Origin of the sequence: Luteimonas sp. MJ250 (assembly GCF_039548455.1) — a bacterium.
In the GTDB taxonomy this organism is placed as follows: Bacteria; Pseudomonadota; Gammaproteobacteria; order Xanthomonadales; family Xanthomonadaceae; genus Luteimonas.
In genome coordinates this window covers 68,322-87,306 of record NZ_JBCLVB010000015.1, presented here as the reverse complement: position 1 = coordinate 87,306, position 18,985 = coordinate 68,322, and the positions used below count along the sequence as shown (strand labels likewise).

General features: G+C 69.3%; 18 protein-coding genes. 7 read left to right on the top strand and 11 right to left on the bottom strand.

Going from position 1 to position 18,985, the window contains the following annotated elements; translation table 11 throughout:
- The first annotated feature begins 118 nt into the window (after positions 1–118).
- The gene (locus tag WCE37_RS13000) at positions 119–1,126 is read left to right on the top strand and encodes an isoaspartyl peptidase/L-asparaginase (protein ID WP_343279841.1); all 1,008 of its coding nucleotides are present in this window, start codon (positions 119–121) and stop codon (positions 1,124–1,126) included.
- 68 nt (positions 1,127–1,194) lie between these two features.
- Here the strand turns inward: WCE37_RS13000 and WCE37_RS12995 are convergent, their stop codons facing one another.
- Together WCE37_RS12995 and WCE37_RS12990 are read right to left on the bottom strand one after the other, a co-directional pair.
- On the bottom strand, positions 1,195–2,583 hold the full coding sequence (locus tag WCE37_RS12995; RefSeq protein WP_343279728.1) for a M28 family metallopeptidase: 1,389 nt from the start codon (positions 2,581–2,583) through the stop codon (positions 1,195–1,197).
- Between the two features lie 114 nt (positions 2,584–2,697).
- Positions 2,698–3,660, bottom strand: a complete 963-nt coding sequence (locus WCE37_RS12990; RefSeq protein WP_343279727.1) for a LysR family transcriptional regulator — start codon at positions 3,658–3,660, stop codon at positions 2,698–2,700.
- Positions 3,661–3,773: 113 nt separating this feature from the next.
- On the opposite strand from WCE37_RS12990, the gene aceB reads away from it, so the two are divergent.
- The 3 genes from aceB (at position 3,774) to WCE37_RS12975 (ending at position 7,873) form a co-directional block, all read left to right on the top strand.
- Positions 3,774–5,390, top strand: coding sequence for a malate synthase A (gene aceB, locus WCE37_RS12985; RefSeq protein ID WP_343279726.1), 1,617 nt, complete (start codon positions 3,774–3,776; stop codon positions 5,388–5,390).
- 354 nt (positions 5,391–5,744) lie between these two features.
- Positions 5,745–7,037 (top strand): isocitrate lyase, encoded by a 1,293-nt coding sequence (aceA, locus tag WCE37_RS12980; RefSeq protein WP_343279725.1) that lies wholly within the window; start codon positions 5,745–5,747, stop codon positions 7,035–7,037.
- A 308-nt stretch (positions 7,038–7,345) separates the two neighbouring features.
- Positions 7,346–7,873: a hypothetical protein gene (locus WCE37_RS12975; protein ID WP_343279724.1), complete on the top strand. Its 528-nt coding sequence runs from the start codon at positions 7,346–7,348 to the stop codon at positions 7,871–7,873.
- 159 nt (positions 7,874–8,032) lie between these two features.
- On the opposite strand, the gene WCE37_RS12970 is transcribed toward WCE37_RS12975, so the two are convergent.
- The 4 genes from WCE37_RS12970 to WCE37_RS12955 all read right to left on the bottom strand — a co-directional run bounded on the left by WCE37_RS12970 (position 8,033) and on the right by WCE37_RS12955 (position 11,057).
- The gene (locus WCE37_RS12970) at positions 8,033–8,752 is read right to left on the bottom strand and encodes an RES family NAD+ phosphorylase (protein WP_343277068.1); all 720 of its coding nucleotides are present in this window, start codon (positions 8,750–8,752) and stop codon (positions 8,033–8,035) included.
- Positions 8,752–9,150, bottom strand: a complete 399-nt coding sequence (locus tag WCE37_RS12965) for an antitoxin Xre-like helix-turn-helix domain-containing protein (RefSeq protein WP_343277067.1) — start codon at positions 9,148–9,150, stop codon at positions 8,752–8,754. Before WCE37_RS12965 ends, WCE37_RS12970 begins: the two co-directional genes overlap by 1 nt.
- A 76-nt stretch (positions 9,151–9,226) precedes the next feature.
- The gene (locus WCE37_RS12960; RefSeq protein ID WP_343279723.1) at positions 9,227–10,753 is read right to left on the bottom strand and encodes a YifB family Mg chelatase-like AAA ATPase; all 1,527 of its coding nucleotides are present in this window, start codon (positions 10,751–10,753) and stop codon (positions 9,227–9,229) included.
- Between the two features lie 10 nt (positions 10,754–10,763).
- The gene (locus WCE37_RS12955) at positions 10,764–11,057 is read right to left on the bottom strand and encodes an accessory factor UbiK family protein (RefSeq protein ID WP_343254638.1); all 294 of its coding nucleotides are present in this window, start codon (positions 11,055–11,057) and stop codon (positions 10,764–10,766) included.
- Between the two features lie 144 nt (positions 11,058–11,201).
- Between WCE37_RS12955 and WCE37_RS12950 the strand changes: the two genes are divergently transcribed.
- The gene (locus tag WCE37_RS12950; protein WP_343254637.1) at positions 11,202–11,540 is read left to right on the top strand and encodes a P-II family nitrogen regulator; all 339 of its coding nucleotides are present in this window, start codon (positions 11,202–11,204) and stop codon (positions 11,538–11,540) included.
- Between the two features lie 184 nt (positions 11,541–11,724).
- Here the strand turns inward: WCE37_RS12950 and speE are convergent, their stop codons facing one another.
- A complete protein-coding gene (gene speE / locus WCE37_RS12945) occupies positions 11,725–12,573 on the bottom strand; it encodes a polyamine aminopropyltransferase (protein WP_343279722.1) in 849 nt (282 codons plus the stop codon).
- 218 nt (positions 12,574–12,791) lie between these two features.
- Between speE and speA the strand changes: the two genes are divergently transcribed.
- Both speA and WCE37_RS12935 read left to right on the top strand, forming a co-directional pair.
- Positions 12,792–14,681: an arginine decarboxylase gene (gene speA, locus WCE37_RS12940; RefSeq protein WP_343254635.1), complete on the top strand. Its 1,890-nt coding sequence runs from the start codon at positions 12,792–12,794 to the stop codon at positions 14,679–14,681.
- Between the two features lie 43 nt (positions 14,682–14,724).
- Positions 14,725–15,129, top strand: a complete 405-nt coding sequence (locus WCE37_RS12935; RefSeq protein WP_343254634.1) for a cupin domain-containing protein — start codon at positions 14,725–14,727, stop codon at positions 15,127–15,129.
- 6 nt (positions 15,130–15,135) lie between these two features.
- On the opposite strand, the gene WCE37_RS12930 is transcribed toward WCE37_RS12935, so the two are convergent.
- From WCE37_RS12930 to argS, 4 genes are all read right to left on the bottom strand, one after another.
- On the bottom strand, positions 15,136–15,594 hold the full coding sequence (locus WCE37_RS12930) for a DMT family transporter (protein ID WP_343279721.1): 459 nt from the start codon (positions 15,592–15,594) through the stop codon (positions 15,136–15,138).
- Between the two features lie 61 nt (positions 15,595–15,655).
- Positions 15,656–16,411, bottom strand: coding sequence for an SDR family NAD(P)-dependent oxidoreductase (locus tag WCE37_RS12925; protein WP_343254632.1), 756 nt, complete (start codon positions 16,409–16,411; stop codon positions 15,656–15,658).
- Between the two features lie 60 nt (positions 16,412–16,471).
- Complete coding sequence (locus tag WCE37_RS12920; RefSeq protein WP_343279720.1) at positions 16,472–17,257, bottom strand: SPOR domain-containing protein; 786 nt, start codon at positions 17,255–17,257, stop codon at positions 16,472–16,474.
- Positions 17,258–18,946: an arginine--tRNA ligase gene (argS, locus tag WCE37_RS12915; RefSeq protein WP_343279719.1), complete on the bottom strand. Its 1,689-nt coding sequence runs from the start codon at positions 18,944–18,946 to the stop codon at positions 17,258–17,260.
- Positions 18,947–18,985: the final 39 nt, after the last annotated feature.

Below are 18,985 nucleotides of genomic sequence, written 5' to 3'. Positions count from 1 at the left end.
CCGCGGTGGCGTGACCAGGCAGGCCGAAGACGCCGCGATGCAGGTCGAGCGCGTCGACACCGTGGGCGTCGGCCCCGACTCGGTGTTGCACCTGCCCTCTGGGCGCGTGGAACGGCCGATGTTCCAGCGCAGCTACGCGGTGCGCGACGGCGTGCTGGTGGCGCTGGATGCACCCGTGCTCGCGATCCACGGCGGTGCGGGCGTTGAACGCGCGGGCCTGTCCGCGGAGGACGAGGCCGCGGCGCGCGCGGCCCTGGCGGCCGCGCTGCGGGCCGGTCATGCGCAGCTGCAGGCCGGCAAGCCGTCGCTGGACGCGGTGGCCGCCGCGATCGCGGTGCTCGAGGATGCGCCACAGTTCAACGCCGGTCGCGGCGCGGTGTTCACCCACGATGGCCGCAACGAGCTCGACGCATCGGTGATGGACGGCGCCAGCGGCAAGGCGGGCGCGATCGCAGGGGTCGAGGTGGTGAAGAACCCGATCCTGCTTGCGCGCGCGGTGATGGACCACTCGCGCCACGTGATGATGGTGGGCGAAGGCGCCGAGGCCTTCGCACGGGCACAGGGGCTGGAGATCGTCGATCCCGCGTACTTCCGCGTCGAGACGCGCTGGCAGCAGTTGCAGAAGGCGTTGCAAGAGGAGGCGGCGGCGCAGGCGAGCCGCATGCCCCTGGAGCTTCCGGGAACGGCCTATTTCGGCACCGTCGGCGCGCTGGCGCTCGATGCACGCGGCCATCTCGCCGCCGGCACCTCCACCGGCGGCATGACCAACAAGCGCTGGGGACGCGTGGGCGATGCGCCGATCATCGGCGCCGGCACCTGGGCGGATGCGCGCTGCGCGGTCTCGGGCACCGGCTGGGGCGAGTTCTACATCCGTACCGCCGCGGCGCACGAGGTCTGCGCGCGCGTGCGTCACCGCGGCGACGGCATCGCGACCGCGGCCGAAGCGGTGATCAACGGCGAGGTGGTCGATGCCGGTGGCGACGGCGGCGCGATCGCTCTCGACGCCGCCGGCAACGTCGCCTTCCCCTTCAATACAGAAGGCATGTATCGCGGCTGGATCGGCGCCGACGGCGTGCCGCACGTGGCGGTGTTCGCGGACGAGGTGCTCTCGCTGCCCGGCGAGTAGCGCGTCCGCATCGCGGCCGGGTATGTCCGGCGCCCCGTAACAGCCGGGGCGATCGGGCATCGCGGAGGCTAGGGGGTTCCGTAGCCGCCGAAGCTGCCCGCCGCGCCCGGGAACACCACCGGGCTTTCCGCGCCGTCCTTCGCGACCGCGGACACGCCGAAGAACCAGTTGTCGATCACCACGTTCTCCAGCGTGTGCCGGTCGACGTCGCCGACGTACACGCTGTGCGTCCACTGCGGCTCGGTGGTCCGCCGCCAGTGCAGCCGGTAGCCGGCAAGGTTCGGCGCCTGCGACGCCGGCGCGCGCGTCCACTTCAGCGTGGTGTCGGCGGTGACCGCGCCCTCGATCGACACGCCCGCGGGTGGCGGCGGCGCCGAGGCCATGCCGGCGAGGCTCACGGCGTTGAGCGCTGTGAGTTTTGCGGCGTAGTCGAAGTCCACGCCTTCGATCACGTCGCCGTAGGCGATGCCGTCCTCCGTGCGCAGGTCCTGGTGCTGGCGGTGGTAGTTCTCGTCGGTTTCCATCACCCGCACCGCCGGGTAGCCGAGGTCGTTGAACGGCCGGTGGTGGCCGCCGCGCCCGAAGCGGTCGAGGCGATAGACCACCATCACGTCGAGGCCGGGCACGTACAGGTCGGCCATGCGATCGATGTAGCGCGCGAGGTTGCGCGAGGGCGAATCGACTTCGCCGCCGGTGAAGCGGCGCTGGCTCGCCTCGGCCGGCGTCTCGGTCACGCGGGTGCCCTCGGCGAACACGCGCGCGGTGCTGTTGTCGATCACGCCGTTGATGCCGGCGATGTTTCCGATCATGTCGTTGTTGAGCACGGCTTCGATGCGCCAGCCTTCGGCCTGCGCCTTTTCGGCGACGATCTTTCCGCCGAACAGGCCCTGCTCTTCGCCTGAAAGCGCGGCATAGACGATGCTGCCGTGGAAGCGGTGCTTCGACAGGATCCGCGCCGCTTCGAGCGTGCCGGCGACGCCGGAGGCGTTGTCGTTGGCCCCCGGCGAGTCGGACGTGGCATCCATCACGTCGGACACGCGCGAGTCGATGTCGCCGCTCATGATCACGTAGCGGCCCGGGTCGCTGGTGCCGCGCTGGATCGCGAGCACGCTCACCACCTCGGTGGCCTCGGGGATGCGGTCTTCGCCGGAGATCGTGCCGGCAACGTCGATCACTTCAAGGCAGCCGCCGCACTGCGCCGAGATGCGCTCGAACTCGGCGTGGATCCAGCGCCTTGCCGCGCCGATGCCGCGGGTGTCCGACGTGGTGTCCGACAGCGTGTGGCGGGTGCCGAACGACACCAGCGTGCGAATGTCGGCCTCGATGCGCGCGGCCGAAGGCGCGGTGCCAATGTCGTGCAGCAGCGCCTGGGTGGCGGGCGGCGCTGTGGGCGTTCCAGCGACGGCGACTGGCGCCCCCAGGCAGGCGGACAGGATGGCGATTGGCAGGTGGCGCATGCGCGGTTCCGGCGTTCGGGAGTAGGCGCAACCGTACGCCATCGGTGCTGCCAGGTGCGGCACCACGATGCACGCACGCGGTTGCGCGCGGGCGCGCGGTGCGTGGTAGCGCGCTCAGCGTTCGGAATGCCCGCTGTCCTCGCGGCTGCGGCGCACGAACAGGTCGGGCCTGATCAGGTCCACGAACGCGCGCGCCTGCGGCGACAGCACCTTGCCCTTGCGCACCACCACGCCGTAGCTGCGCGCAGGGAACCAGGCATCGAGCGGGCGGATCGCCAGGCGCTCGGCGTCGGCGTCATCCAGGCAGATCGAGCTCACGATCGAGATCCCCAGGCCCATCGCCACGTACTGCTTGATCACCTCCCAGCCGCCGACCTCCAGCGACACCGTGTACGGGACCCGCGCCTGCTGGAACACCAGGTCCACCAGGCGCCAGGTCACCTGGCGCTGGGGCGGCAGGATCAGGCCGTGCCTGGAGATGTCCTCGAGCGTCAGCCGCGGCGTGCGCGCCAGCGGATGGTCGCGCGGGGTGATCAGCATCGGCTGGAATGAATACACCGGCACATAGCTGAGGTCGGCGGGCACGTCGAGCATCGAGCCGACCACCAGCTCCACCGTGTCCGCGCGCAGCAGGTCGGTGCCGTCGGCGCTGATGGTGTTGTGCAGGCGCAGGCGCACCTCGGGGTGCTGCTCGCGGTAGGCGCCGACGATCCGCGGCAGCAGGTAGAGGATGGTGGAGCTGTTGGCGGCAATTTCCAGCTCGCCCGCGTCCATGCCCGCCAGCGCGTGGCGAAAGGCCGTGGGCAGGGCGTCGATGCCGTCCACCAGCGGCCGCGCCAGCTCGTACAGCGCCTCGCCCGCCGGCGTGGGAAGCAGGCGGCGGCCGTTGCGCTCCAGCAGCGGGGTGCCCATTTCGCGCTCCAGGGCCTGGAGCTGCTGGCTGACCGCGGGCTGGCTGACGTACAGGGCCTCGGCCGCGCGCGACACCGAACCCAGGCGCGCGACCTGGCAGAAGGCCCTCAGCGGTTTCAGGCGGTCGCCCTTGTAGGCGAAGCGGGGGGTGCGAACGGGGTCCAAGGCCGCGTCAGTCCTTCGTATAAGCAGAACTTATCAATTGCATTGTCATATCTGTTTTGTCAAATAGTCGCCTGGCGTGGATGGTGGCTGCCCGATCCTTCGCCGAGGCCGACATGTCCGCAGCCCCCCATCTCACCGTCGCCAAGGCCCGGCTCGCGCCCGGCACGGCGGACGCGAGCGACCTGCTCGACGAACGCGCCCTGGCTTTCCTCGCCGGCCTGCACCAGCGCTTCGAAGCGCGCCGCCGCGCCCTGCTCGCGGCCCGCGGCGAGCGCCAGGCCTTCTTCGACGGCGGCGGCCTGCCGGACTTCCGCGCCGACACCCGCGCCATTCGCGAGGGTGACTGGCGGGTGGCGCCGCTGCCGGCCGCGCTGCTCGACCGCCGCGTCGAGATCACCGGTCCGGTCGATCCGAAGATGGTCATCAACGCGCTCAACTCCGGCGCCAGCTGCTACATGGCCGACTTCGAGGACTCGACCGCGCCGACCTGGGACGCCCTGCTCACCGGCCAGCGGTCGCTGCGCGACGCTGTGGCCGGAACGCTGGCCTTCGACGCCGACAGCGGCAAGTCCTACCGGATGAAGCCCGAGGCCGAGCGCGCCGTGCTGATCGTGCGCCCGCGCGGCTGGCACCTGACCGAGAAGCACCTGCTGGTGGATGGGGAGCGCATCAGCGCCAGCCTGTTCGATGCCGGGCTCTTTTGCCTCGAGAATGGCGCGGCGCTGGCGGCGAAGGAGCGCGGGCCCTACCTCTACCTGCCCAAGCTGCAATCGATGGAGGAGGCCGCGCTGTGGAGCGACGTGCTCGCGCACGTCGAACAGGTGCTCGGCCTGCCCGACGGCTGCATCAAGGTCACCGTGCTGGTGGAGACGCTGCCGGCGGTGTTCGAGATGGACGAGATCCTGCACGCCCTGCGCGGCCGCATCGCAGGGCTCAACTGCGGGCGCTGGGACTACATCTTTTCGTACATCAAGACTTTCCGTGCGCACCGCGACCGGGTGCTGCCCGAGCGCGGCCAGGTGGGCATGACCCAGCCCTTCCTGAAGGCGTATTCGGAGCTCCTGGTGCGCACCTGCCACCGCCGCGGCGCGCATGCGATGGGCGGCATGGCGGCGCAGATCCCGATCTCCGGCGACCCGGAGGCGAACGAGGCCGCGCTGGCGCGCGTGCGTGCGGACAAGGAGCGCGAAGCCGCTGCGGGGCACGACGGCACCTGGGTCGCGCACCCGGCGCTGGTGTCGATCGCGAAGGACATCTTCGACGCGGCGATGCCGGGGCCCAACCAGCACGGCGTGGCGCGCGACGACGTCGTCGCCGACCGCGACGTCCTGATCGAGCCCTCGCGCGGCACCATCACCCGCGCCGGCTTCGAGGGCAACGTCGAAGTCTGCGTGCGCTACCTGGCGGCCTGGCTCGATGGCAACGGCTGCGTGCCGATCCATTGGCTGATGGAGGACGCGGCCACGGCCGAGATCGCCCGCGCACAGCTCTGGCAGTGGCTGCACGCCACCGACCGCGGCGGCGAACCGCTGTGCCTGGATGACGGCACCGAGATCGACGACTGCCTGTTCGAGCGCGCGCTGCTGAACCTGCCCTCGCGGCTGGCGGCGCAGGGGCCGATGCCCGGCGCCGGCCGCGTTGTCGAAGCCATCAGGATGCTCGAGGAGCTGACGCGCAGCGACACGCTCGAGGAGTTCCTGACCCTGTCCGCATACGAACGATTGCCGTGAAGCGTTCCTCGACCCCCATGGGAGCAGACTTTTCCAGCAGCAGCTTTGTAGCAGCGGCTTTTTAGCAGCGGCCCTTTTTTCCAGCAGCTTTTTAGCAGCGGCATTTTTAGCAGCAGATTTTTGGCAGCAGATTTTTAGCAGCAGATTTTTAGCAGCAGATTTTGTAGCAGCGGCTTTTGTGGGAGCGGCTATAGCCGCGATTCCAGAAACCCTGATCGCGGCTATAGCCTCTCCCACAAAAAAGCCGGCCATGTCACCAGGACCGTTCCCATAAGAGCCGGTTCTGCGACTAAAGCCGCTTTCACGAAAACCTCTACCTCATTTCAGCGCTGCAGAATTCCACCGGAGATCCACATGAGCACGAAGCTTCCGAACGCCGACGCCATCCGCAACGAGTGGACCAACAGCCCACGCTGGGCCGGCATCACCCGCAACTACACCGCAGATGACGTGGTGCGCCTGCGCGGCACCGTGCACGTCGAGCATTCCCTTGCCCGGCTGGGCGCGGAGAAGCTGTGGACCTCGCTGCATGAACGCGACTACGTCAACGCGCTCGGTGCGCTGACCGGCAACCAGGCCATGCAGCAGGTCAAGGCCGGGCTGAAGGCGATCTACCTCTCCGGCTGGCAGGTGGCGGCCGATGCCAACCTCGCCGGGCAGATGTATCCCGACCAGTCTCTGTACCCGGCCGACTCGGTGCCGGCGGTCGTGAAGCGCATCAACAACACGCTGCTGCGCGCCGACCAGCTGCAGCACGCCGAGGGCGATGACAGCATCGACTTCCTGCAGCCGATCGTGGCCGATGCCGAGGCCGGCTTCGGCGGCGTGCTCAATGCCTTCGAGCTGATGAAGGCGATGATCGAGGCCGGCGCCGCGGGCGTGCACTTCGAAGACCAGTTGGCCAGCGCCAAGAAGTGCGGCCACATGGGCGGCAAGGTGCTGGTGCCGACCCGCGAGGCGGTCGAGAAGCTCAACGCCGCGCGCCTGGCCGCCGACGTCATGGGCGTGCCGACCCTGATCGTCGCGCGCACCGACGCCGAGGCCGCGGACCTGCTGACCAGCGATATCGACGACAACGATCGTCCGTTCATCACCGGCGAGCGCACGGTCGAAGGCTTCTTCAAGACCCGCAACGGACTCGACCAGGCGATCAGCCGCGGCCTGGCCTACGCGCCCTACGCGGACCTGGTGTGGTGCGAGACCGGCAAGCCCGACCTCGGCTTCGCCCGCGCCTTCGCCGAAGCCATCCACGAGAAGTACCCCGGCAAGATGCTGGCCTACAACTGCTCGCCCAGCTTCAATTGGAAGAAGAACCTCGACGACGCCACGATCGCCAGGTTCCAGGATGAGATCGCGACCTACGGCTACAAGTTCCAGTTCATCACGCTCGCCGGCTTCCACGCGCTGAACTATTCGATGTTCAACCTCGCGCACGGCTATGCGCGCAGGCAGATGAGCGCGTTCGTGGAGCTCCAGGAGTCGGAGTTCGCGGCCGCTGACAAGGGCTTCACCGCGGTCAAGCACCAGCGCGAGGTGGGCACGGGTTATTTCGACGCGGTGACCCAGGCGATCCAGCAGGGCCAATCGTCGACGACGGCGCTGACGGGATCGACCGAGGAGGAGCAGTTCCAGGAGGCTGTGGCCTGACCAGACTCCCATCAGGGAAGCCCATCAACGTGCATCCCGGACATCGGCAACCGCGAGCGCCGGCCGGGTGCGCGAAGCGGTTGGCCGCGGGGCTGACGGGCGATGGAACGCTACCAGTCGCAGCTGCAACCGGTGCGGGAAGTGCTTGAAGCGGCCGCTATCGCGGTCGACGAATAAACCTGTCCATCTTGATGCAGTCCAGGTCCATCGGGCCGGAGGGGAGGCGCGATCCAGTCGTGCGTTTGTAGTTTGACTTGCATGTAGCTTTCTGGTGTGGTATCAGCTCCCTCGCAGAAAGGAGTCATGCCATGAATGCGCGGACCATTTTGGCGACGTTGGCGGTTGCAACCGTTCTCCTTGCGTTCGTCGGGCACGCGGAACCACGGCAGTCCGGGTTCTCCGTCCAGGAGGTGTTGAAGGAAGGTGAGCGCGTTGAAGCCAGGCGGGCGACCATCACTACTCCCGCAAATGGCCGGGCCACGGCGGATCGGGTTGTATCCGTGACGGGTGACCAGGACGCTTCCGATTCGCCGGATGCACAAAGAAGCCCCTATGTCTTTGAGATGTATGGAAATGTCGAGCTGAAGATCGATGGCATATCCGCTTATGCGGATGCTGCGCGGTACTATCCCGAGCTGGATACGTTCGTTGCAGAACATGTCAGGTTCCCGGCCGAAATTTCCAGCATTGCGACTATCGGTTGCGCCGGTTCCGGAAATCAGGTCCAGGTCGTGTATCCCAATGGAACAACTGTCACCGCAGACAGCGTTTGTGCTGGCGGCGCCATGTATACCTGTTCCAACCACCAGCTGAACAAGACTGTTGGAGCGTGCTGAAGGGCTGCTCCTGTCTCGTGCCAGCCAGCAACCGCCCTTCTCCACTCAGTCCGGCTGATCTTGCTTGCCAACTACCGTGAAGCGATCATCCGGATGCAGTCGTCCGGACACGCGAGCGAGCACAGTTCGGAGGCCGGGTTCGCCGCCGCCGACGGGGCTTCAGCGCGGTGAAGCACCAGCGCGAGGTGGGCGCGGGCGGGGCTGGAACGGGACGATGCGCGCCTCGGTGACGCGCGCGATGCGCTCGCCGTCCCAGTGGTACTGCAGGTGCGGGCCTTGCCGCACCGGCTTCAGCATGTCGGGATGGAACGCCGCCAGGCAGGTGCCGCCGGGCGCACGCACGCTGTCGTAGACGATGCCGTTGCTGTCGGCCTCGCGCAGTTCTACCGCGAAGCGCTGGCTGGCCGCGTAGCTGTCCGGATCGTGCAGGTCCGGATACCCGCCGCGGACGTCGTGGAAGCGGCCATCGACGTCGCCCAGGTAGCAGCGCATGTCGAGCACGCAGGCGGGCTCGCGGGTGGCGCGCAGGAAGCGTGATTTGTGGAACACGGTTTCGGTTACGGCGGTCTGCTGTTCGCGCGCGCAGTAATACGCGCCGAACCAGCCCGGGGTGAAGCGCGAGCCCTCGGGATTGAGGTGGGTGAACGAGGCCATGATCGGCGTAGTTCCAGGGCCCGCGATGCGTCGCTTTGGCGGCACCAGTTCGATGGCGCCCAGTTCGTCGCGCATTCGCGGGTTGGTCATCGACTCCAGCTCGTGCAGAGCGGCGATGTCGGCCGGATCGGCGATGGCGTCGAACACGCCCACCGGCGGGAAGCGGCTGGACACCACGCGGTAGGCCGGGCGGAAGCGCACCCGGGTGGTCTTCGGGGCTTGCATCAGCCCCAGCCCCGCTGGGCGTCCAGGTACCGGCGGACGACGAACAGGTCCGCGACCTGGCCGCCGAGCATGCGGTCCAGGGCCGAGCGGCCGCCGAACAGTGGCGACGAGTTGGCGCGGCCGATCCACTCGTCGGCCTGACGGTCGCTGCTGAAGATGAGGTGCAGCGCCTTGTAGATGCCGAGAACGTAGCTGATTCGCTCCAGCACGTCGTGCGGGAGCTGGCCGGAGAGATCGCGCTTCCAGCGATAGAAGGTGGAGCGGCCGGGGTTGCCGAGCAGCAGGCGTTCCTGATCGTTGTTGAGCTTCCAGAGAGCGGTGATGTTGAAGAAGGCGCGAAGCGCGGGTGCAGCAAGGTCGCGGCGGGCGGGGGCTTCTGCGATGCGTGGCCGGGTCATGTCTCGTGTCCTTCAGGGGACTTGAAGGGAATTTTAGTCCCAATCGGGACTTTGCGCAAATCGGGTCGCCCTGATATCACGCTGCCAGCGGCTGTCCCCGGGGATCGATGCCGCGATAGCCCAGCGCTTCGGCGAGGTGGGCGCTGCCGATGGCGCTGCTGCCGGCAAGATCCGCGATGGTGCGCGCCACCCGCAGGATCCGGTGCATGGCGCGGGCGGAGAGCTGCAGGTTGTCGATGGCCCGTTCGAGCAGGACCTGGTCGGCGGTGGAGAGGCGGCAGTGCGTGCCGGTGCCGGACTGGTCCAGGTGGGCATTGAGTACGCCGGCGCGCTCGAGCTGGACGCTGCGCGCCGCGACGACGCGCTCGCGCACGGCGGCGCTGGATTCACCGTGGGGCGCGTCCGGGCGGAGCTCGGAGGGAGACACGCGCGGCACGTCGACGTGCAGGTCGATGCGGTCGAGCAGCGGTCCCGATACCCGCATCCGGTAGCGCTGCACGACGTCCGTGCTGCATTGGCAGCGGCCCGAAGCGTCGCCGGCCCAGCCGCAGGGACAGGGGTTCATCGCCGCGACGAGCTGGAAGCGCGCGGGGAACTCGTTTTGCCGCGCTGCGCGCGAAACGGTGACCGTGCCCGATTCCAGCGGCTGGCGCAGCACTTCAAGCACGTGGCGGCTCCACTCGGGGAGTTCGTCGAGGAACAGGATGCCGTTGTGGGCCAGCGAGATCTCTCCCGGGCGTGGCTCGCTGCCGCCGCCGGCCAGGGCGACGGCGCTTGCGGTGTGGTGTGGCGCCCGGAACGGACGCTGCAGCCAGCGCGCCGGGTCGATGCCGCGGCCACTGACCGAGGCGATGGCCGCGGTCTCCAGCGCCTCGGCTTCGCTGGCCTCGGGCAGGATGCCGGGCAGGCGGGATGCGAGCAGGGTCTTGCCGCAGCCGGGGCTGCCCGCCAGCAACAGGTGGTGTCCGCCGGCCGCGGCGATCTCCAGCGCGCGGCGGGCGCGGAGCTGGCCGCGCACGTCGGCAAGGTCGGGCACGCCCGCAGCCGGGCCGGTCGCGGCCGGCCCGGCCTCGGCTTTGGGCAATGGCCTCTGCCCGCTGAGGTGCGCGCAGACTTCCGACAGCGTACGGGCCACGCGCACCTCGACGCCCCGGGCCAGTGCGGCTTCGGCGCCGTTCACCGCGGGCACCACCAGCACGCGGCCGGCCTCGCCGCAGGCCAGCGCGGCCGGCAGCACGCCGTCGACCGCGCGAAGCTCGCCGGTCAGGCCCAGCTCGCCCAGGAACTCGTGGCCGGCCAGCGCCGAGGCCGGCAGCTGGCCGCTGGCAGCGAGGATGCCCAGGGCGATGGGCAGATCGAAGCGTCCGCCGCCCTTGGGCAGGTCGGCCGGCGCCAGGTTGACCGTGGTGACCCGCGGAGGAAACTCGAACTGCGCGCAGCGGATGGCGGCGCGCACGCGGTCCTTGGATTCGCGCACCGCCGCCTCGGGCAGGCCGACCATCGACATTCGCGGCAGGCCGCCGCTCATGTAGACCTCGACCGTGACTTCCGGCGCGCGCACGCCGGCGCGTGCACGGCCGTGCACGATCGCAAGCCCCGGCATGGCGGAGGCCCTAGTGCGGTTGCTGCGGCGCGGGCGGCATGGACTGCGCCGCACCGCCCGCGGCCAGCCGGGCTTCCAGCTGCGCCACCTGTGCCTCCAGCGCCTCAAGCTTTTCGCGCGTGCGCAGCAGCACCGCGCGCTGGACGTCGAACTCCTCGCGGGTCACCAGGTCCAGGCGCGAGAGCCCCGCCTGGAGCACGGACTTGAAGTTTTCCTGCAGCTCCTCGCGACCTTCGCGCAGGCCCGGGGGCACCAGGCTGCTGAGGCGGCGGGCGAGGTCGTCGATGTGGCCGAGATCGATCATGGGGGTGTCCTTCCGGTGTTGGCAGCAGTCTGGCCCTGGCACGGGCCTGGCGCCATCGGCCGGGCGCGTGCCGGCATGTGGGGAAAAGCCCGTGCAGCGCGCGGGCCGCGGTATCCTGCGGGCCCTGCAAGCGGAGGCCGCGTGATGAAGATGATCATGGCGATCATCAAGCCGTTCAAGCTCGACGACGTGCGCGAAGCGCTGTCGGAGGCCGGCGTGGCCGGCATCACCGTGACCGAGGTCAAGGGTTTCGGCCGCCAGAAGGGCCACACCGAGCTCTATCGCGGCGCCGAGTACGTGATCGACTTCCTGCCCAAGATCAAGCTCGAGGTCGCGGTCACCGACGACCAGGCGGAGCTGGTCACCGAGGCGATCCTGAAAGCCGCTTCGACCGGCAAGATCGGCGACGGCAAGGTCTTTGTCTACAACCTCGAGCGCGCGGTGCGCATCCGCACCGGCGAGCTGGACGCGGACGCGCTGTAGCCCATCCTGTAGACACCACGCAGGAGCCCTGCAGGGCCCTGCAGAGCCTTGCGGCAGCCCTGTGTGGGAGCGGCTACAGCTGCGAGCGCTGTTTCCGGCGCTGCAATCTTCCGGGGGCGCTGATCGCAGCTATAGCTGCTCCCGCAGGTATCCGGCGCGGTCAGGTATCCGGCGTGGCCGTGCCTCAGCCCAGGGCTTCGACCACGAACGGAGGCAGCACCTGCGCGGCCTTGTGGATGTCCGCACTGTAGTACTTCGTCGCGAACCCCTTCGCACGCGCGTCGTCCTCGCGGAAATCGAAGCCGCGGCCGCCCTTGCGCGCCAGCGTGCAGCTCCACCAGCCGGTGGGATAGCAGGGCTGCGGGAAGGGCAGGGTCTGGAAGCTGTCGAAGCCGGCCTTGCCCATCTCGGCGCGCATGGCCTGGATCAGCTCCAGCAGCACCAGCGGCGACTCCGACTGCTGCACCAGGATGCCGTCGTCCTTCAGCGCGCGGAAGCAGCTTTCGAAGAAGCTCTTGTTGAAGAGTCCTTCGGCCGGACCGACCGGGTCGGTCGAGTCCACGATCACCACGTCGAGCGAGCCCGGCGCGCAGTTCGCCATGTACGCGATGCCGTCGTCGAACATCACCTCGGCGCGCGGTTCGCCGTTGGATTCGCACAGCTCGGGGAAATACTTCTCCGCCATGCGCGTGACCTGTTCGTCGATGTCGCACTGCACCGCGCGCGCAACGCCCGGGTGCTTCAGCACCTCGCGCAGCGTGCCGCAGTCGCCGCCGCCGATGATCACGACGTTCTTCGGGTCGGGATGGGTGAACAGCGCCGGGTGCGTCATCATCTCGTGGTAGAGGAAGTTGTCGCGCGTGGTGACCATCATCGCGCCGTCGATGAGCATCACGTTGCCCCAGTCGGTCGACTCGAAGATCTCGATCTTCTGGAACGGCGACTGCACCTCGTCCAGCTTGCGGGTGACCCGGTAGCCGATGGCGGAGCCGGAGGGATCGAAGTTCTCGTAGAGCCAGGTCGGGGCGGTCATTGCGGGCGTCCGGAAGCGGGATCGAAGGCCGCGGATTGTAGCGGACGGGTCGCGGTGCACAGTTCATGCGGCCCGGATGGCGTTCGGTGCTGACGCCCGACGGCGGCGTCCGGCAGCGACGCACGCGCAGCATGCAGCGCGAGGCCATGCCGGTCACGGCCGCCGATGCGTGCGAAGGCTAGAATGCGCGCCTCACCCCACGGCTCCGGATTGCGCACATGACCGCATGGTCCATCGACCAGGCCCGCAAGACCTATTCGATTCCGCACTGGTCCTCGGGCTATTTCGACGTCGACGACGCCGGCCGCGTCGTGGTCCGCCCGCGCGGCGCCGGTGGGCCGTCGATCGCGCTGCCCGAGGTCGTCGACCGCGCGCTGGAGCAGGGCGCCAATCTGCCGATGCTGGTGCGCTTCCCCGACGTGCTCGGCGACCGCCTGGGCGCGCTGCAGGCGGCGTTCGCGCAGGCACAGGCGGACTGGGACTACGAAGGCGGCTACACCGCGGTCTACCCGATCAAGGTCAACCAGCACCGGGGCGTGGCCGGTACCCTGGCGTCGCATGCCGGTGACGGCTTCGGGCTGGAGGCCGGCAGCAAGCCCGAGCTGATGGCGGTGCTGGCGCTGTCGCGCCCCGGCGGGCTGGTGGTCTGCAACGGCTACAAGGACCGCGAATACATCCGCCTGGCGCTGATCGGCCGCAAGCTCGGCATGAACGTCTTCATCGTGGTCGAGAAGCCATCCGAGCTGAAGCTGGTGATGGAAGAGTCGAAGGCGCTGGGCGTGGCGCCGGTGCTTGGCGTGCGCATGCGCCTGGCGACGCTTGGCGCGGGCAAGTGGCAGAACTCCGGCGGCGACAAGGCCAAGTTCGGTCTCAGCCCGCGGCAGCTGCTGGACCTGTGGAAGTCGCTGCGCGACGCCGGCATGGGCAGCGCGCTGAAGCTGCTGCACTTCCATATGGGCTCGCAGATTTCCAACGTGCGCGACATCGCGCGCGGCATGCGCGAGGCCACGCGCTACTTCGTCGAGCTGTCGCAGCTGGGCGCGGACATCGACTACGTCGACGTCGGCGGCGGCCTCGGCATCGACTACGAGGGCACGCGTTCGCGCAGCTACAACTCGGTCAACTACGGCATGGCCCAGTACGCGTCGAACATCGTCCAGCCGCTGGCCGATGCCTGCGCTGAAGCCGGCCTGCGCCAGCCGCGCATCGTCACCGAGTGCGGGCGCGCGATGACCGCGCACCACGCGGTGCTGGTGGCCAACGTGTCCGAGGTCGAAGCCGCGCCGGAAGGCCGCGTGCCCGATGAGCACGGCGACGAGCCCGCGGTGATCCGCCACCTGCGCGAGATCCACGCCGAGCTCGAATCGCGGCCGGCGGTGGAGCTGTTCCACGAGGCCCAGCATCACCACGCCGAGGGCCTGAGCCTGTACGCGCTGGGCCAGCTCGACCTGGTGCACCGCGCGCGCATCGACGACCTGTTCTACGCCATCGCGCACGCGGTCAGGGCGCGCCTGACCTATGACGAGAAGAGCCACCGCCCGCTGCTCGACGAACTGAACGAGCGCCTGGTCGACAAGTATTTCGTCAACTTCAGCGTATTCGAATCCATGCCCGACGTCTGGGCGATCGACCAGGTGTTTCCGATCGTGCCCATAGAGCGCCTGGACGAGGCGCCCACGCGCCGCGGCACCATCGCCGACCTGACCTGTGACTCCGACGGCAAGATCGACACCTACGTCCAGAACGAGGACCTGGACAGCTCGATGCCGCTGCATCCGCTGCGCGCGGGCGAGAACTACCGCCTCGGCTTCTTCCTGGTCGGTGCCTACCAGGAGATCCTGGGCGACATCCACAACCTGTTCGGCGACACCGACGTCATCGCGGTCAAGGCCGAGGGCGAGGGCTATGCCATCGCCCGGCAGCGCCGCGGAGACACCACCGACGTGATGCTCGACTACGTGGGCTATGCTCTGGACGACCTTCGCGCGGAATACGACGCCAAGGTCGCCGCCGCGAAACTGCCGGCCGACGAATCGGCACGCCTGCGCGACGCGCTTGAGGCCGGACTGACCGGCTATACCTATCTGGACGATACCCCGCTGGAATGACGCGGATCCTGTCCGACACCGTTTTCCCCAAGGAGGCCAAGGCGTGAAGAAGGGCTATGTCGACAACATCGAGGACCGCACCCTCGAAAATACAGATTTCCGCCGCGTGCTCTACACCGGCGCGCACCTGCAGCTGGTGCTGATGTCGCTGCAACCGGGCGAGGAGATCGGCAAGGAAGTGCATCCCGACATCGACCAGTTTTTCCGGGTCGAGCAGGGCAAGGCGACGCTTCTGATCGACGGCGTCAGCCACACGCTGGAGCATGACGACATCGCCATCGTCCCCGCGGGTGCCGAGCACAACGTCATCAACGCCGGCGATGCGCCGCTGAAGCTCTACACCCTGTATGGCCCGCCCGAGCATCGCGACGGCACCGTGCACGCCACCGCGGCGATCGCCGAAGCGCGGCACGAAGCCGATCACTACGACGGCAAGCCGACCGAGTAAGCGGTATCAGGCCGGCGGCGCCTTCCACGGCGCCGCCACCAGCGCCACGCCCAGCAGCACCAGCACGGCGCCGGTGATCCGCGTCCAGTCCGCCGGCCGCTGCGCCTGCAGCACGCCGTAGTGGTCCAGCAGCAGCGAAGCCACCACCTGGCCGAATACCGCCAGGCAGATCGCCGCCGCCGCGCCCACGCGCGGGATCAGCAGGGTGAACACCGCGACGTAGATCGCGCCGAGCACGCCGCCGATCCAGATCCATGCCGGGAAGCGCGCATCGGGCACCGCGGCCCAGGGCGTGCGCGATGCCAGCAGCCAGCTGCCCAGCACCACGCTGCCGACCAGGAACGAAACGAAGGCCGCCATCACCGGCCCGTGCAGCGCCGTGGCCAGGCGCGCGTTGACCAGGCCCTGCAGCGGCAGCACCGCGCCGATGGCGACGATCGCGAGCATCGCCAGCCACGCGTTCACGGCCTGCGCTCCCTGGCGCCCGCGCCGCGGCCCGCGCATTCCGGCCCGGGCCGGCGCGGACTCACGCGTGCGGATCCCGGTGGATCTGCAGCCCCGCCAGCGACTGGCTCACCGGCATCACTTCCAGGCGGTTGATGTTGAGGTGCGGCGGCAGGTTGGCGATCCACCAGGTCGATTCGGCGATGTCGGCGGCGGTGATCGGCGCGCTGCCGGCGTACAGCGCATCCGATGCCGACTGGTCGCCGCCGGTGCGCACCAGGGTGAACTCGGTCTCCGCCAGCCCCGGCTCCAGCACGCTCACGCGCACGCCGGTTCCGTGCAGGTCCGAGCGCAGGTTCATCGAGAACTGGTCGACGAAGGCCTTGGTCGCGCCGTAGACGTTGCCGCCCGGATACGGATACACGCCCGCGATCGAACCGATGTTGACGATGGCACCGCGGCGTTCGATGAGCGTCGGCAGCAGCCGGTGGGTGACGGCGACCAGGGCGGTGACGTTGGTGTCGATCATCTGCCGCCACTGCGCCAGGTCGCTGGCCTGCGCGGGCGCGGTGCCGAGCGCGAGGCCGGCGTTGTTGACCAGCAGGTCGACGTCGCGAAAGCCTTCCGGGATCGCGTCCATCGCGGCGGCCATGGCGTCGGCGTCGCGGATGTCGAAGCAGGCGGTGTGCACGCGGTCGCGGCCGAGGCGTTCGGCCAGGGCGTCGAGGCGCGCCTGACGACGGCCGGTGACGACCGCGCGCCAGCCATTGGAGACGAAGCGCTCGGCGATCGCGGCGCCGAAGCCGGCGGTGGCGCCGGTGACAAGCAGGGTCTTCATGCCCGGGATTCTACGCCGGCGCCCTGTTGGAGCGGCCTTGGCCGCTCCAACAGAAGACGCTCAGCGGGCGCGGATCGCCAGGGCTTCAAGGCCGCCGTTGCCGAGCTTCTGCTTGGCTTCGGCCAGTTCCGACGCGGTCCCGTAGGGGCCCATGCGCACGCGGTGCATCGCGCGGCCGTCGATCTGTGCGGTCTCCACGCGGGCCACCAGCCCGAGCATCGCGATGCGCGCCTTGAGCGCCTCGGCGTCGCTGTTGCTGGCAAAGGAGCCGGCCTGGAGGATGTAGCGGGCGCCGTCGGCGGCCGCCGCGGCAGGCGGGGTGGCCGTGGCCACCGGCGCCTTCGGTGCCGATGGCGCCGGGTCGGGCGTGGCGGCGCCGGCAAGGTCCGCGGCGTCGGTGCTGCGCTCCTGCTGCTGCCGGGCCGCCCGTTCGCGGGCGAGCAATTCGTCCTGGCGCGCCTGTTCCGCGCGCGCGCTGGCGGCGAGTTCGGCGTCGGTCATGGCCACTTCCTGGCCGGGAAGCAGGTCGTAGAACTCGTAGCGTGTCTCGGGCGCGGCGGACCCGTCGGCGGCGTCGGCGGCGTCGGCGGCCGGTCGCGGCCGCGCGGAGGGCGCATCGTCGGCGACGCTGTCGCCGGCCTCGGGACTGGCCACGGCAGGGCGCGCGTCCGGATTCGGGGTCGGGCGGAAAAAGCTGGATTCGCCGTCCGGCTTCAGCAGCCGCGGCGCCACCAGCACCACGACCACCGTCAGCAGGATGCCGATGATCATCCACGCCCAGCCGGGCAGCGGCGCGCTGCTGCCGCTGTTGCGACGGGCCTGGGACTTGCCGCGCTTGACTGCCACTTACATCGCCTCCGGGGCTTGCACGCCCAGTACGTCGAGTCCGTTCGCCAGCACCTGGCGGGTCGCGAGCGCGAGCGCCAGGCGGCCGTCGCGGACATCGGTTTCATCCACCAGGAACTGGTGGTCGTTGTAATACGACTGGAAGGCCTGTGCCAGCTCAAGCAGGTACTGCGCCACCAGGTGCGGCTCCAGAAGCTGCCCGGCCGCGGCCAAGAGTTCCGGCCAGCGGCTGATCGAAGTGACCAGCTCGAGCGTGGCGGAGCTGTCGAGGTCCAGCGCCTGCGCCAGCCCGTTGTCGAGGTCGAAGGCCAGGCCGCGCTCGTCCACCTGCCGCATCAGGCCGCAGATGCGCGCGTGCGAGAGCTGCACGTAATACACCGGGTTGTCGAGCGACTGGCTGCGCGCCAGGTCGATGTCGAACACCAGCTGCGAGTCCGGCTTGCGCGCGACGAGGAACCAGCGCGTCGCGTCGCGGCCGGCCTCGTCGATCAGGTCGCGGAGCGTCAGGTAGCTGCCGGCACGCTTGGAGAGCTTCACCTCTTCGCCGCCGCGCATCACCGTGACCATCTGGTGCAGCACGTATTCCGGGTAGCCCTGCGGGATGCCGGCATCGAGCGCCTGCAGGCCGGCCTTTACCCGGGCCAGCGAGCCGTGGTGATCGGCGCCGAGCTCGGTGATCGCGCGCTCATAGCCGCGCTGCCACTTGCCGAGGTGATAGGCGACGTCGGGCACGAAATAGGTATAGGTGCCGTCGGACTTGCGCATCACGCGGTCCTTGTCGTCACCGAAGGTGGTGCTGCGCAGCCACAGCGCGCCGCCGTCCTCGTAGGTGTGGCCGGCGGCGACCAGCGCGGCCACGGTCTCTTCGACCTTGCCGTCGGCATACAGCGACGACTCCAGGAAATACACGTCGAAGTCGACGCCGAACGCGGCGAGGTCGCCGTGCTGCTCCTTGCGCAGCCAGGCCACGGCGAAGCGGCGGATGGCGTCGAAGTCGTCGGCGTCACCGTTGCCGCTGACCACCTGGCCCTCGACCTCGACGCTGGCGCCGTCCAGGAACGCGCGTGCGACGTCGGCGATGTAGTCGCCGCGGTAGCCGGCCTCGGGCCAGCCGGCGTCGTCCGGGCGGATGCCCTTGGCGCGCGCCTGCACCGAGTGCGCAAGGTTCTCGATCTGCACCCCGGCATCGTTGTAGTAGTACTCGCGCTTCACGTCCCAGCCGTTGGCGTCGAGCACGCGCGCGATGCAGTCGCCGATCACCGCCGCGCGGCCGTGGCCGACGTGCAGCGGGCCGGTGGGGTTGGCGGAGACGTATTCGACCCCGGCCGTGCGGCCTGCGCCGCTGGCATTGCGGCCGTAGGCCACGCCCTGCGCGTGGACCTCGCGCAGCTGGCCCTGCCAGGCGCCAGCGGACAGCCGGAAGTTCAGGAAGCCCGGGCCGGCGATCTCGACCGCGGCGATGTCGCCGCCGGTAGGGATCGCCTCGGCCAGCGCCTGCGCGATCGCGCGTGGATTGCTGCGCGCGGGCTTGGCCAGCAGCATCGCGGCGTTGCTTGAGAAGTCGCCGTGCGCACGGTCCTTGGGCCGCTCGATGACGAAGTCGGGCGTGGCCAGGTCGGCGGGCAGGATGCCCTGGTCGCGAAGGGTGGCGATGCCCTGTTCAACCAGGGCCTTGAGCGTGGATTTCACTGGGATTCGCAGCGGGAACGTACGGCCGCACATTGTACG